Below are 15,876 nucleotides of genomic sequence, written 5' to 3'. Positions count from 1 at the left end.
AATTGGGGAGCTTCACGTCATTTTCCTAAGCGAGGAAGCTTAAACGAGGCTACTAAAACTATTGGAGATAATGATTTTAATATTTTAATGTCTCACGATCCATCGCATTTTGATTATGATAAAATGGAACTTAATAAAACAGATAGAAATAGCCACGATGTAATAACAGATGAAACTAATATTATTAATTACAAGAAGCATATTCATTTAACTTTAGCAGGACATACGCATGGTATGCAGTTTGGTATAGAAGTTCCATCGTTAGGCATAAAATGGAGTCCTGTAAAATACCGTTATCCAAAATGGGCTGGAATGTATGAAGTTACTGGTAAATTTTTACATGTAAACAGAGGTTTTGGGTATTTAGCATTTCCTGGACGTATTGGTATTTGGCCAGAAGTAACAGTGATTACACTTAAAAAAGGCACGAAAGTTGTTTAATAGCCTCTTAAATTAAAAGCCGTAAATCTATAAATTGTTAAAAAATTGTAGATTTACATTAACCATTTTAAACTAATACTTTAAAAAATGTCAAAATTTGGAGAATTAATAGATGTCAACATTCCAGTTTTACTAGATTTTTTTACAGAGTGGAATGAACAATCTACAGCTATGCATCCTGTACTTAGAGATGTAGCTGCAGCACTTGGCGACAAGGCTAAAGTAATTAAGATTGATATTGATAAAAACAAAGAATTATCTGAAGCTTTACGCGTTAAAAGTTTACCAACTTTAATTATTTATAAAAATGGTGAAATGAAATGGAGGCAAAGTGGAGCGCAGGATGCTAATACATTAATTGCTATAATTCAAGACTTTGTCTAAAATTAATTTGACATAGAAATAGCTTCAAAAGCGTATCCTTTTTTGCTAAAATGCTCCAATACTTTTGGGAGAGCATACATCATATTTCTAGAGGCTTTTACACTATCATGAAACACTATAATATTGTTTTTTATAGAGGCTTTACTAATAACATTTTTTAAGCATTGCTCTTTTGATATTTTTTGTTCCCAGTCAAAAGGCACAACACTCCACATAATAATTTTATAGCCTAATTGTATTATAGCTTTTCCTTGACTTTTCTTTAACTGTCCAAAAGGAGGTCTAAACAAACTCACTTTTTGAGAACTCGTTTTTAATTCTTTATTTATAATAGCATCAGCTTTTACAACATTTTCTAAAAATTTTTTAGTTGAATTTTTCCAACCTTTTAAATGATCTTGTGTGTGGTTACCAATACTATGTCCTTCATTTAAAATAGCATTAAAAATATCTGGATGTTTTGCAACGTTATTGCCAATGCAAAAAAAAGTGGCTTTAGCATTGTGTTTTTTAAGTGTGTTTAGCGTCCAATGTGTTATTTCTGGTGTAGGACCATCATCGAAAGTGAGGTATAAAATTTTGTCTTTAGACGAAAAATCCCAAACATAGTTTGGGAAAATTCGTTTTATAAAACTTGGCGTTTTAATAGGAATAAATCGCATAGTTATTCTTCTATTTCTAGAGCAGTAGGCTCAATATTAGGAATGCTGCTATCTCTATTAATGTCGCGTTCTTCTCTTAGTTGAGGGTCTTCACTTGGAAATAAATTTTCAAATAACCTCTGGTAATTATCAAAAGCGATAAATTCTTTTTCAGCAAAGTCTTCGTCGTATTCTATTAACACAACAATAAGTGCTCTGTAGCGCTCAATATCTGTATAGATTTCTTGAGCATTTTTAATCTGGTTATCTTCTGTTAATTCACTGTAATAGGTTAGATTTTCTTGGTATTTTACAGAAACATCTTTAAATAGTTGTCTTGCTTTGTCGTCTGCACCAACTTCAAAATAACCACTAATGTATGGTTCTAAAAGTGTGTAATACCCAAATTTATCTACAGGCATATTTTCCATAGCAATATCTGCAATGTTCTCAGCTTTATCTAGTTTTTCTTCTTGAATTAATTTTTCCATTAAACGCGCTAAATTACCTCTGTAAGTAATCGAGTTTTTACGTGTTTCTGGATCATGGTAAATGTCGTCGCTACCACTGTTTCCCCAATCCCAAGCTTTTACTTTATTGTACATAAACTCACTATCTACGCGACCCATATCAAAAGGATTAGCACGATCTGTAGGTGTTTTTATTGGTACTAATTTATAAACCATACCATCGAGTTGAAGGTAGTCTTTCATCCAGATATAATCGTCTTCACCAAAAGCACCACCTGTAAAGTAAATAGGGCGTTTCCAATCGTTATTGCCAACAATGTCAAGCATTAATAAACGGTTTCTAGGAATAGCACTCTCTTTAATTTTAATGTCTATATAGTCAACAATAGAATCTGCATCTTTTTGCTTTACTATGCCGTATTTAATAGCATTCTCTTTATTTACAGGAACACGAATGTGTTCTACTGGAAAATAATTAGTATTCAAATATTGAGATGGATATTGATCAACATCTTCATCTTGTAATTGAGCAATCCTTTTCATTTTAGTTTTAGGGTTGTCACTAGAGACAAAATCTAAAAATTCTTTAATCATTAAAGTATCACGACTAAAGGTAGGTTTGGCTTCATCTGTTTTTGGATCTCTATAATAAATTGCTTTCCTAATATAATCTCTTGTGCCAAATTTATATTTGTCATGTGTTAATTGAGAAGGAATTGGATCACTATCGTAAGCCTTGCGTTTCATTTGATCTATATACCAGTCAGTTTGAAATAAACTAGTATTAACCACACGTACATCTGTTCTGTAATTTTCAATTTCTTGTGCGTACCATAGTGCAAACGTATCATTATCGCCAATGGAGAATAGAATAGCATTTTCACCGCAAGAATCTAAATACTTTTTTGCCATAGATAAAGCTGTGTATTTTCCAGATCTATCATGGTCGTCCCAGTTATTAACTGCTAAAATTAATGGTGCAATTAATAAACAGACTCCAGTAATAACTAGAGGTAAAGCAGTGCTTTTTACTTTATTTTTAAAGAATTCGAAAATACCATAAACGCTAAAACCTATCCAAATAGCAAAGACATAGAAAGAACCAACTACAGAGTAGTCACGTTCGCGAGGTTCAAAAGGTCTAACATTGGTGTAAACTTGTATAGCAATACCTGTAAATAGGAAGAATACTAAAAGTACCCAAAAGGTTTTTTTGTCTTTATTGAATAAGAAGAAGAGCCCAATAAGCCCTAAAATAAGCGGAAGAAAATAATAAGTGTTTCTCGCTTTATTATTTTTAACATCACTTGGTAAATTGTCTTGAGATTGCCCTAAATGAATAGCATCAAAAGCATCAATACCACTTATCCAATTTCCGTGATTATTGTATTCGCCTTGAATATCATCTTGTCGCCCTGTGAAATTCCACATAAAATAACGCCAATACATATAACCTAATTGGTATTGAAATAAATATGCTGTAGTATCTACAAAAGAAGGTTTTTCGATATCTAAATATTCTGCACCATATTCTTTTAGAAAACGATGATAGCCTTCGTAATCTACATTTCCTTTAGCAACTTCACTTTTAAATTGCTTAATAAAAGTAACATCTTTTTGTATTCTCGGACTCAAAGAAATATTGAGTTTTTCACCATAAATAGACATGAACTCGTCGTACTCACGTTCTGTTAATTGATCTTGCTGGTATTTTTCAATAAAGGCAGCAATTTTCTTTTCTGTAAAAGGATCAACATTAAAGCGTTCTTTTACTGAGTAATCTAAAAATCCAGAAAATAGCATGTAGTTTTCTGCATGCTCACCACTCCACATTCTTGGTAAAACTGCAGCATGGTCATAATTGTAATTTTGTACAGCATCTTTATAATCATTAACGATTACGTACTTGCCTTGCTCTAAATCTTTTTCGTATTTAGGCTTATCATCTCTGTAAGTATCTTCTTTATTCTCATTTAATCCAGAATATTGGTCTGTAAATAATGGACCATAAAATAAATGCGTTTTTGGGTATTGCTCTAAATTATAATAAGCTAAAAGTTCTCTAGCGCTTGAAGGGTTGTTTTCATTAATTACAACATCTGCATTAGCTCTAATGGGTAGCATTAACCAAGAAGAGAAACCAATGATTACAAATGTTATGCAAAGAATTCCAGTGTTAATATGTTTAAGCCCTTTTTCTCTAGTATATTTTAAACTAAAATAAATGGCTACAATTAGTAAAATTCCAGCGATTATTGATCCAGAATTAAAAGGCAAGCCAATAGTATTAATAAAGAAAATTTCTAGAACACTAAAGAACCTAAGTATATTTGGCGCTAATAATTTGAAAATAAATAATAGTACAGCAATAGAGATAACGTTAGCAAGAATAAAATTAATAAGGGTAACTTGTTTGTAATTTTTAAAGTAATAAATTAATCCAATAGCAGGAATAGTTAATAATCCCATAAAGTGAACACCAAAAGAAAGCCCAATAATAAAGGCTATAAGAATTAACCAGCGGTTTCCTCTAGGATTATGCATATCGAAATCCCAACGTAAAGCACAGTAAAATAAAATAGACATTAACAATGTTGCCATTGCGTAAACTTCGGTCTCTACAGCGTTAAACCAAAAAGAATCGGTAAATGCAAAGCTTAAACTACCAACTAAGGCACTTCCAATAATAGCATAGGCTTTAGAGCTTGTGAATTCTTCAGTAAAAATCATTTTTTGAAGTAATAATGAAATACTCCAGAACATAAACAAGATAGTAAAAGCACTAGAAACAGCACTTAACATATTGAGCATTAAACCAATATTTTCTGGTGAAATAGCAAACGTAGAGAAAAATGCACCTAACATTTGAAACAATGGCGCTCCAGGTGGATGGCCAACCTGTAGTTTAGCAGAGGTTAAAATATATTCTCCAGCATCCCAATAACTAACGGTTGGTTCTACTGTTAGACTGTAAGTTATTAATGCAATTAAAAAAGCGAACCATCCTAAGATATTGTTCCATTTTTTAAAGTTTGAAAACGTCATATTCGTGGTTTGATTATTATAATGGCGAATTTACTAATAAATATTAAACAAGAATGATAAATTTTTCTTAATGGGTTTCGCTCGAAACAACCCATTTTTATACATCTAGCGCTATTTTTTATAAAAACGATAAAAAATAAAAATTATTTTACTGTAAAATGTTTGCGCAAATAAAACTTTGTTTTAAATTTGCAACCTGTTACAAAATATTGGCCTATGGTGTAACTGGTAACACGTCAGTTTTTGGTACTGAAGAGTCTAGGTTCGAGACCTAGTGGGCCAACAAAGTAATCCTAATACAATTTATGTATTAGGATTTTTTGTTTTTAATAAATAATCAATAAAAAAAAGGCTCTAGAATTATAGACTTAATTAAATAATTGTAATGCTAGATTAATATATTTTAAAGTTTATTAGTGGTCTTTTGGTGTGATTAAAAAGATTCTCGCTTAAACTTCCATTTAAAAAAAAACACGAAGTCCTTTGTCTTTCATAGATTGTTAATTCCAATAATAGCTAAATTTATAAATGTGCTAAAAATTTAGAGTTTCTTAATTTCCGCAGTTTCGTTATTAATTTGTGTTTGTTGTGTAATTTGTAAAGTTTGTGCCTTCAACAAATTCACTAATTTTTACTTTTGTGATTACTGTTTAAAATAACGACCATAAGTCAACTTAAATTAATTTTTTTAATAAAAGTAAAAGTCTGCTTTGGTTTTTTATGAAAATTAATAAAAACTACGTATATTTGCATCGTTGTAAGAAAAATGAATGTGAGCGGACGAAAAGTCCGCTCTTTTTATACTTAAAAATGTTCAATACCACAGTAAAAGATTTATTGCACGAAGCTTTAGAAGAAAGAACCGATTTGTTTTTAATCGATTTTACGATTTCTAACGACCAATCAATAAATATAATTATAGATGGAGATAACGGTGTAAAAGTAGAAGACTGTATTTTTATTAGTAGAGCAATCGAGCATAATATTGATAGAGAAGAGCATGATTTTTCTTTAGAAGTAGCTTCAGCAGGAGCTGCTGCTGCTTTAACATTACCAAGGCAATTTAATAGAAATATTGGTAGAACATTAGAGGTTAAAACACAAACTGAAAATATCGAAGCAGAATTAATAAATGTTTCAGAAGAAGGTATAGAATTGACATGGAAAGCAAGAGAACCAAAGCCCGTTGGAAAAGGTAAGGTTACGGTTAAAAAAAATGCAAAAATAGCTTTCAACGATATTGTAGAAGCAAAAGTTATGATAAAATTTTAATTCAGAAGAATAATGGAAAATATAGCGTTAATTGAGTCATTTTCAGAATTTAAAGACGATAAACTAATAGATCGTGTTACGCTAATGGCGATTTTAGAAGATGTATTTAGAAATGCATTAAAAAAGAAGTTTGGAGATGATGATAACTTCGATATTATTATTAACCCAGATAAAGGAGATTTAGAAATCTGGAGAAATAGAATCGTTGTTGCAGATGGAGAAGTAGAAGAACCAAATCAAGAAATTTCATTATCTGCCGCTAGAAAAATTGAGCCTGATTTTGAAGTTGGAGAAGATGTCTCTCAAGAAGTAAAGCTTATAGATCTTGGTCGTCGTGCAATTTTAGCACTACGTCAAAATTTAATTTCTAAAATTTACGAACACGATAATACAAATATATTTAAACACTTTAAAGAACTTGAAGGTGATTTATATACTGCCGAAGTTCACCATATCAGACACAGAGCAGTTATTTTGTTAGACGATGATGGTAATGAAATTATATTACCAAAAGACAAGCAAATACCTTCAGATTTCTTCAGAAAAGGAGACAATGTAAGAGGTGTTATTGATAGTGTAGAATTAAAAGGAAACAAGCCAGCAATTATAATGTCCCGTACATCTCCTAAGTTTTTAGAAAAGTTGTTTGAGTCTGAAATTCCTGAAGTATTTGATGGTTTAATTACTATAAAAAATGTAGTAAGAATTCCAGGTGAAAAAGCAAAAGTAGCTGTAGATTCTTACGATGATAGAATAGATCCTGTTGGAGCTTGTGTAGGTATGAAAGGTTCTAGAATTCATGGTATTGTTCGCGAATTAGGAAACGAAAATATAGATGTTATTAATTATACTAATAACTTACAATTATACATTACAAGGGCATTAAGTCCAGCGCGTGTTACATCAATTAAAATTGATGAAGAAAACAAACGTGCAGAAGCAATATTAAAACCAGAGGAAGTAAGCAAGGCTATTGGTCGTGGAGGTCACAACATTCGTCTAGCAGGAAAGCTTACAGGTTACGAGATTGATGTGTTTAGAGAAGGTGCAGAAGAAGATGTGGAATTAAGAGAATTCTCTGATGAGATTGAAGCTTGGGTAATTAAAGAATTTAGCAAAGCAGGTTTAGATACAGCAAAGAGTGTATTAGAACAAGACGTTGCAGATTTAGTAAAGAGAACAGATTTAGAAGAAGAAACAATATTAGATGTTATTAGAATTCTTAAGGAAGAATTCGAAGATTAACATATATTTGAGTAAAATTAAGGTAAAGGCAATTTATGGCTGAAACGATTAGATTAAACAAAGTACTACGTGAGCTTAACATCTCTCTGGATCGTGCTGTGGAATTTTTAGATTCCAAAGGTGTCGATATAGAGAAGCGTCCGACTACGAAAATTTCTGAAGCAACTTATAAAATTCTTTCAGACGAATTCGAAACAGACGCTGGCAAGAAAGTTAAGTCTCAAGCAGTTAGTGAAGCTAAGCTTAAAGAAAAGGAAGACATACGTATTAAACGTGAGAAAGAATTAGAAGCTAAGCAAAAAGAAGAAGATGCTAAAGCTGCTGTTGCCAAAGCCAAAGCAGAAGAAGTTATAAAAGCTTCCAAAACACTTGAAGGACCTAAAAAAGTTGGTAAAATAGACTTAGCTCCTAAAAAGAAAGAGCCAAAAGAAGAGGTGAAAGAAGTTAAAGTCAAAGCTGAATCTTCTAAAAAGGAAGACAAAGTAGAAGCTAAAGCTCCACTTAAAAAAGAAACTGCACCAAAGAAAGTAGAAGATAATAATACTCAAGAGAAAAAGGCTGATTCTAAAAAAGTTGAACCTAAAATAGTAGAAAAAGAAATTACTGCCGAAGGAGATAAAACTGAAGAGAGTCCAGAACCAGAGACAGTAGAAACACAATACAAAAAACTTACAGGTCCTAAAATTGCAGGTAAAAAAATCGATTTATCTCAATTTAATAAGCCTAAGAAAAAGAAAGAGGTTGTTAAAAAAGGTGATGATGCCAATAAGAAAAAACGTCGACGTATTTCTAAACCAGGAGATAATAAACCAGGAACTGGAGGTTCTAGAGGAGGTAACAATCGTGGCGGAAACGATAGGTTTAAAGGTAAACCTGGACAAGGTCGACGTACTATTGTAAAAGTAGAACCTACCGAAGAGGATGTAAAAAAACAAGTAAGAGAAACACTTGAAAAATTACAAGGTAAATCTAGCAAAGGAAGAGGTGCTAAAAACAGAAGAGATAAAAGAGATAAACACAGAGAGCAGACTGAAATCGATGAGCAAATCGAAGCAGCAGAAAGTAAAATTCTAAAAGTAACAGAATTTGTTACTTCTAGTGAAGTTGCTACTATGATGGATGTTGGAGTAACCGAAATTATCTCAGCATGTATGTCTCTTGGTATGATGGTAACAATGAATCAGCGTTTAGATGCCGAAACATTAACTATTGTAGCAGAGGAATTTGGTTATAAAGTAGAATTTGTAACTGCAGATATCGAAGAATCAATTGTTGAAGTTGAAGATCAACCAGAAGATTTAATAGAACGCGCACCTATTGTAACAGTAATGGGACATGTAGATCATGGTAAAACATCACTTCTAGATTACATTCGTCAAGAAAACGTAATCGCAGGAGAATCTGGTGGAATTACACAACACATTGGAGCTTATGGTGTACAATTAGAAAGCGGACAAAAAATAGCATTTTTAGATACTCCAGGTCACGAGGCTTTTACAGCCATGCGTGCACGTGGTGCTCAAGTAACAGATATAGCTATTATTGTAGCAGCAGCAGACGATGATATTATGCCGCAAACAAAAGAAGCAATTTCTCACGCACAAGCTGCAGGAGTGCCAATAGTGTTTGCAATAAATAAAATAGATAAACCAGATGCAAATCCAGAAAAGATTAAAGAAGGATTAGCGCAAATGAATCTTTTAGTTGAAGATTGGGGAGGGAAAATTCAATCTCACGATATTTCAGCAAAAGTAGGAACTGGTGTTAAGGAATTATTAGAAAAAGTATTACTTGAAGCAGAATTATTAGAGCTTAAAGCAAATCCAAATAAGCCAGCAGTTGGTACAGTTGTAGAAGCATTCTTAGACAAAGGTCGTGGATACGTTTCAACAATATTAGTACAAGCAGGAACGCTAAGAATTGGTGATTACGTATTAGCAGGAAAAAACAGTGGTAAAATTAAGGCTATGCAAGACGAACGTGGAAACGACGTTGAAGCAGCTGGTCCTTCAATACCAGTATCAATCTTAGGATTAGATGGAGCACCACAAGCAGGTGATAAGTTTAATGTCTTTGCAGACGAGCGTGAAGCTAAACAAATTGCAACAAAACGTATGCAATTACAACGTGAGCAAGATGTTCGTACTACTAAAACATTAACACTTGCAGAAATTGGTCGTCGTATTGCATTAGGTACGTTTAAAGAATTAAATATTATCCTTAAAGGTGATGTTGATGGTTCTGTTGAAGCTTTAACAGATTCTTTCCAGAAACTATCTACAGAAGAAATTCAAGTAAATATCTTACACAAAGGTGTAGGAGCAATTACAGAAAGCGATGTATTGTTAGCAACAGCTTCAGATGCCATTATTATAGGATTTAATGTACGTCCAGTAGGAAATGCAAGAGTTATTGCAGACAGAGAAGAAGTAGATATTAGAACATATTCTATTATTTACGATGCTATTAACGATCTTAAAGATGCAATGGAAGGTATGTTATCTCCAGAGCTTAAAGAAGAGATTACAGGTACTGCAGAAATTAGAGAAATCTTTAAGGTTACTAAAGTTGGAAGTATTGCAGGTTGTATGGTAATGAATGGTAAAATATTTAGAAACTCTCAAATACGTTTAATACGTGATGGCGTTGTATTCTATACAGGCGAATTAGCCTCTTTAAAACGATTTAAAGACGATGTTAAGGAAGTTGGTAAAGGATATGATTGTGGTATGCAAATTAAAAACTACAACGATATTAAAGAAGGTGATGTAATTGAAGCATTCCATGAAGTAGAAGTAAAGAAGAAACTTAAGTAATTAAATTTCTTAACCATAGATAACAAAAAAGCCGTTTTCAAGTAATTGAAAACGGCTTTTTTATTCTACAGTATTTTTATTTGTTTTTTTTCTTCGGCTTAAAAATAAAAGTGCCAGTAGGGAATTTTTTATTAATTTCCTTTAACGCACGTTCTGCCTCAATGCGCTTTCTAAAACTACCAACCCAAATTTTATAATTTGGAGTTTCATAAACCAGTTTAGAAGACCATGAGTTAAAAGAATTATCAAAGCTGTTTTCTACACTTTCAGCTTGAGTTCTAGAACCAGAATAAATCTGAATTTTATAGCGATCACTATCTTCATCCTCACTATTTATCTGTTTTTTCAACTTTAACAAAGTTGTTATTTCTGGATCTTGATTAACAACAACAGTGCCTTGTTGGGCTAAAACAATACTGCTTGTAAGCGTTAAGGCTAGAGACAAACAAAAGGTTTTTAGAAATCTAGAATTCATGTTTTATTATTTATTTATTACAAATGTAAAAGTATTAAACGAAATAAAAAGGTATTTTCTTATTTAGAATTTCTCTAAATTAGTAATTAAGACTTCGTTAAGATTTTAGAAATGGAGTTTAAGTCTTACTTTTGTAAAAGATTTTATAGGTTCATTTTTTAGACTTTAAACGAAAAAATCGTGCCAAAATTTAGAAGTAAATTAAATATATAATATGAAACAGGTGATTCACCGCAAGTTAGGCATTAATATTCTTCATTTAATCTTAATTTTTTTACTAACGTTTTCTACTACGCTTTCAGCACAAGATGGTGATGCAGCAGCAGGTAAAGCATTATTTAATGCAAACTGTGCGTCTTGTCATAAATTAGACAAGAAAATGACTGGTCCAGCATTACGTAATGTTGAGACGCGCTTATCTGAAGAAGAAGGTCTTGATAGACAGTGGTTTTACGCGTGGATCAAGAATAGTGCAGGAATGATTAAATCTGGTGATGCTTACGCAAATAAGATTTATAAAGAATACAATGGTACTGCAATGACTGCCTTTCCTCAATTATCTAATATAGATATTGATAATATACTGGCTTATACTGCTGAGCCTAAAAAAGAAAAAATTCCTACTCCAGGACCAGATGGTGGAACGAATGTTAATCCTGATTCTGATACAAATTCAAACGGTTTAATTTTAGGAGCACTAGCATTATTGTTCGCTTTATTAGCAGGAGCTTTATTTTTAGTTAATAAAACTTTGCGTCGTTTTGCAGATGAAAAAGGAGTTGTTTTAACTGAAAAGACAAAACGTACTCCAATCTGGAAAGCTTTTGTAGAAAATCAATTTTTAGTATTAGTTACAGCAATTTTCTTTTTATTAGCTTCAGCATACTTTGTGTATGGATTCTTTATGCAAGTTGGTGTTAACCAAGGTTACGAGCCAGTGCAAGAAATTCATTACTCGCACAGAATTCACGCAGGAGAAAACGGTATCGATTGTAAATATTGTCATTCGTCAGCGAGAGTTTCTAAACACTCTGGAATACCTTCTTTAAATATTTGTATGAATTGTCACAAGTCAATTTCAGAAGTAGCAGAAGGCGTTCAGTCTGAAGGTATCGCAGAATATGGTGTAGATTATAATGCTGAAATCAAAAAACTATACACTGCAGTTGGTTGGGATGATGCAGAACAAAAATATACAGGTGTTACTAAACCAGTTAAATGGGCTAGAATACACAATTTACCAGATTTCGCTTATTTCAATCACTCACAACACGTATCTGTTGCAGGTGTAGAGTGCCAGACCTGTCATGGTCCAGTAGAAGAAATGGAAGTAATGTATCAATATGCTCCATTAACAATGGGATGGTGTATTAATTGTCACAGAGAAACAAACGTTAAAGTAAAAGATAACGATTACTATACTAAAATTCACGAACAACTATCTAAAAAGTATGGTGTTGAGCAATTAACAGCTGCACAGATGGGTGGATTAGAATGTGGTAAGTGTCATTACTAAGATTAGAGTAGTTTTCTTTTCCGCGAAGACGGAAAACTTTTAAAAAATAAATTAAGAAGTAATTCAATTATATAATATGTCATCAAACAAGAAATACTGGAAAAGTGTTGAAGAGCTAAAAGATAGCTCTATTGTTGAGACGCTAAAACAAAACGAGTTTGTAAACGAAATTCCTACAGATGAGTTTCTTGGAGACAAGGAAACATTAGAAGGATCTTCTACTACGCGTCGTGATTTTTTAAAGTACGTTGGTTTTAGTACAGCTGCTGCATCTTTAGCAGCATGTGAAGGTCCAGTAATTAAGTCTATACCTTATGTAGTGCAGCCAGATTCTATTATACCTGGTGTTGCAAATTATTATGCAACAACAATTGCTGATGGTTTTGATTTTGCAAGTGTTTTAGTAAAAACGCGTGAAGGTCGTCCAATTAAGATTGAGAATAACAAACTTGGTGCAACAGGTACTGGAGCAAATGCAAGAGTTAACGCTTCAGTTTTAGGGTTATATGATAGTTTAAGAGTAAAAAGCCCAATGAAAGGCGAAGCTGCTATTTCATGGCCTGCTTTTACTTCAGAAACGACTCAGAAATTAAATACTATTAAAGGTAGTGGAAAGCAAATTGTGTTATTAACACAAACATATGCAAGTCCATCTACTTCTAAATTAATTTCAGAATTTAAAGAAAAATATGGAAATGTAAATCATGTTGTGTATGACGCTGTTTCGGAGTCTGCTGCATTAGATGCATTTCAAGCAAAATATAACGAAAGAGGTTTAGCCGATTATAATTTTTCACTAGCTGCAACAATTGTTGCTTTTGGTGCAGATTTCTTAGGCGATTGGCAAGGTGGAGGATTTGACTCTGGATATTCACAAGGACGTGTACCTACAAAAGGTAAAATGTCTCGTCATATTCAATTTGAATCTAATATGTCTCTTGCTGGTGCAAATGCAGACAAGCGTGTGCCTTTAACACCAAGTCAACAAAAATTAGCTTTAGCTAAATTACATAGTCTTATTGTAGGTGGTAGTTTTTCAGGAAACTTACCTGCAAATATTGAGAAAATTGTACAGGATACTGCTTCAGAATTAAGTAAAGCAGGTAGTGTAGGTGTTGTAGTTACAGGTATTCAAGATGTAAATGCACAAACGGTTGTTTTAGAGATTAACCAAAAACTAAACAGTAAAGCGTTTAATCCTAAAAAACCTATAAAAACAAGACAAGGAAATGACAAGGCAGTTATGACTTTAGTTGCAGATATGAAAGCAGGTAAAGTTGGTGCTGTTATTATGAGTGGTGTAAACCCATTATATACATTACCAAATGCTTCAGATTTTGCTGAAGGATTAAAAAATACAGAATTATCTGTTGCTTTCTCGATGAAAGCAGATGAGACCGCTTTAGCTTCGCAATATATTGCAGCTGCACCTCACTATCTAGAAAGTTGGGGAGATGTAGAATTAAAGAAAGGTCATTTCGGATTAATTCAACCAACTATTCGTCCTTTATTTGATACAAAACAATTTCAAGAAGCTTTATTGCTTTGGAATGATAAAGATGAAAAGTATAGCGATTATATTAAATCACTTTGGAATTCAGATATATTAGGAGGTGCATCATTCAACCAAGCGTTACATGATGGTTCTTATATTTCTAAATATTCTGGAGATGTAATTGAAGATACAACTGAAGCTTCATCAGAAGAAAATGTTGAAACTCCTTCTGGAAATGCTGCTAGAGCATTAGCTGCTAGCGCAAAAGCAAAAGGAATGGAACTTACTTTATACACTAAGGTAGGAATGGGAGATGGGCAGCAAGCTAATAATCCTTGGTTACAAGAATTTCCTGATCCAATTACTAGAACTTCTTGGGATAACTATTTAACAGTTTCAGCAGCAGATGCTAAAGCTTTAGAGCTAGTTAACGAGCATGAAGCAACAGGTGCATTAAATGGTAGTTATGCAGAAATTACTGTTAACGGTAACAAATTAACTGTTCCAGTAATTATTCAACCAGGACAAGCTAAAGGGTCTGTTGGTTTAGCGTTTGGGTACGGTAAAAAAGCAGGTTTAAAAGAAGAAATGCAAACAGGTGTTAATGCATACGCATTATACCAAGGTTTTAATAACATTCAAAATGTAACGGTAACTAAAGTAAGCGGTGTAGATTTACACGAGTTTGCATGTGTGCAATTACAGAATACTTTAATGGGTCGTGGAGACATTATTAAAGAAACAACACTAGAAATCTTTAATACTAAAGACAAGAAAGAGTGGAACGCAGTTCCTATGGTGTCTTTAAATCATGAAGAAGTTGAAGTTACATCACCAGATGTAGATTTATGGGATGAGTTTGATCGTTCTATAGGACATCACTTTAACTTATCTATAGATTTAAACGCTTGTACAGGTTGTGGAGCATGTGTTATTGCATGTCATGCAGAAAACAATGTTCCTGTAGTAGGTAAAGAAGAAATACGTAGAAGTCGCGATATGCATTGGTTACGCATTGATAGATACTATTCTTCTGAAGAGTCTTTTTCTGCTGATGATGCTAAAAAAGAAGGTTTCGATGGTTTAGGAATATTTAGTGATAATGGCTCTTTAGATGGATTTGGAGAATTAGAAATCCCTTCAGATAATCCACAAGTAGCTTTTCAACCAGTAATGTGTCAACACTGTAATCATGCTCCTTGTGAGACTGTTTGTCCAGTAGCAGCAACATCTCATGGTCGTCAAGGTCAAAATCATATGGCTTATAACCGTTGTGTAGGTACAAGATATTGTGCAAACAATTGTCCTTATAAAGTACGTCGTTTTAACTGGTTCTTATATTCTGGTAACGATGAGTTTGATTACTTTATGAATGATGACTTAGGTAGAATGGTTATTAATCCAGATGTAACAGTACGTTCTCGTGGTGTCATGGAAAAATGTTCTATGTGTATTCAAAAAACACAAAAAACAATTCTTGATGCAAAACGTGATGGACGTGTTATTAAAGATGGAGAATTCCAAACAGCTTGTTCATCTGCATGTAGCAATGGAGCAATGGTATTTGGAGATATAAACGATAAAGAAAGTAAAGTTGCAAAACTTTTAGAAGACGATCGTATGTATCACTTATTAGAAAGTGTTGGTACTAAACCTAATGTTCAGTATCATACTAAAGTGAGAAACACGTAGTATAAAAAAAATTAATTAACGAACACTTATAAAAGGATTATGGCGTCTCATTACGAAGCACCTATTAGAAGACCTTTAGTTACAGGCAATAAATCGTATCACGATGTAACCGTTGATATTGCAGCACCTGTAGAAGGAAGAGCAAACAAACACTGGTGGATTGTATTTTCAATCGCATTAGCTGCTTTTCTTTGGGGAGTTGGATGTATGGTTTATACAATTTCTACTGGAATTGGAACTTGGGGATTAAACAAGACCGTTGGTTGGGCTTGGGATATTACTAATTTTGTTTGGTGGGTTGGTATTGGTCACGCAGGAACATTAATTTCTGCAGTACTATTATTATTCCGTCAAAAATGGAGAATGGCAATTAACCGTTCTGCA

Annotated in this window: 9 protein-coding genes, 1 tRNA gene and 2 pseudogenes; 9 read left to right on the top strand and 3 right to left on the bottom strand. The window is 32.9% G+C overall.

What is annotated here, in order from left to right; genetic code table 11:
* A pseudogene (locus Q0C58_RS09005) lies at positions 1-441 on the top strand (metallophosphoesterase); the annotation flags it as partial.
* Between the two features lie 87 nt (positions 442-528).
* Positions 529-825 (top strand): thioredoxin family protein, encoded by a 297-nt coding sequence (locus Q0C58_RS09000; protein WP_290700320.1) that lies wholly within the window; start codon positions 529-531, stop codon positions 823-825.
* 2 nt (positions 826-827) lie between these two features.
* Here the strand turns inward: Q0C58_RS09000 and Q0C58_RS08995 are convergent, their stop codons facing one another.
* Positions 828-1,487 carry a polysaccharide deacetylase family protein gene (locus Q0C58_RS08995; protein WP_290700317.1) on the bottom strand — a complete coding sequence of 220 codons (660 nt, stop codon included), beginning with the start codon at positions 1,485-1,487 and terminating at the stop codon, positions 828-830.
* 2 nt (positions 1,488-1,489) lie between these two features.
* Positions 1,490-4,981 (bottom strand): DUF2723 domain-containing protein, encoded by a 3,492-nt coding sequence (locus Q0C58_RS08990; RefSeq protein ID WP_290700308.1) that lies wholly within the window; start codon positions 4,979-4,981, stop codon positions 1,490-1,492.
* A gap of 210 nt (positions 4,982-5,191) precedes the next feature.
* On the opposite strand from Q0C58_RS08990, the gene Q0C58_RS08985 reads away from it, so the two are divergent.
* The 4 genes from Q0C58_RS08985 to infB all read left to right on the top strand — a co-directional run bounded on the left by Q0C58_RS08985 (position 5,192) and on the right by infB (position 10,314).
* Positions 5,192-5,264: transfer RNA gene (locus tag Q0C58_RS08985), tRNA-Gln, on the top strand.
* Positions 5,265-5,791: 527 nt separating this feature from the next.
* Positions 5,792-6,253: a ribosome assembly cofactor RimP gene (gene rimP, locus Q0C58_RS08980; protein WP_290700305.1), complete on the top strand. Its 462-nt coding sequence runs from the start codon at positions 5,792-5,794 to the stop codon at positions 6,251-6,253.
* Between the two features lie 12 nt (positions 6,254-6,265).
* The gene (gene nusA, locus Q0C58_RS08975) at positions 6,266-7,498 is read left to right on the top strand and encodes a transcription termination factor NusA (RefSeq protein WP_290700302.1); all 1,233 of its coding nucleotides are present in this window, start codon (positions 6,266-6,268) and stop codon (positions 7,496-7,498) included.
* Between the two features lie 35 nt (positions 7,499-7,533).
* Complete coding sequence (infB, locus tag Q0C58_RS08970) at positions 7,534-10,314, top strand: translation initiation factor IF-2 (protein ID WP_290700299.1); 2,781 nt, start codon at positions 7,534-7,536, stop codon at positions 10,312-10,314.
* A 76-nt stretch (positions 10,315-10,390) separates the two neighbouring features.
* Here the strand turns inward: infB and Q0C58_RS08965 are convergent, their stop codons facing one another.
* Complete coding sequence (locus Q0C58_RS08965; RefSeq protein WP_290700296.1) at positions 10,391-10,789, bottom strand: SPOR domain-containing protein; 399 nt, start codon at positions 10,787-10,789, stop codon at positions 10,391-10,393.
* Positions 10,790-11,003: 214 nt separating this feature from the next.
* Here Q0C58_RS08965 and Q0C58_RS08960 point away from each other — a divergent pair, with 214 nt between their 5' ends.
* The 3 genes and pseudogenes from Q0C58_RS08960 to Q0C58_RS08950 form a co-directional block, all read left to right on the top strand.
* Entirely contained in the window at positions 11,004-12,305 is a 1,302-nt protein-coding gene (locus Q0C58_RS08960; RefSeq protein ID WP_290700294.1) for a c-type cytochrome, read from the top strand.
* Positions 12,306-12,381: 76 nt separating this feature from the next.
* On the top strand, positions 12,382-15,492 hold the full coding sequence (locus Q0C58_RS08955; protein ID WP_290700290.1) for a TAT-variant-translocated molybdopterin oxidoreductase: 3,111 nt from the start codon (positions 12,382-12,384) through the stop codon (positions 15,490-15,492).
* Positions 15,493-15,531: 39 nt separating this feature from the next.
* Positions 15,532-15,876: pseudogene (locus Q0C58_RS08950) on the top strand (molybdopterin oxidoreductase); the annotation flags it as partial.

Origin of the sequence: Lacinutrix sp. (assembly GCF_023299985.1) — a bacterium.
Lineage (GTDB): Bacteria > Bacteroidota > Bacteroidia > Flavobacteriales > Flavobacteriaceae > Lacinutrix.
Note: the sequence above shows the minus strand (reverse complement) of the source record. Positions and strands in the feature narration are given on the sequence as shown.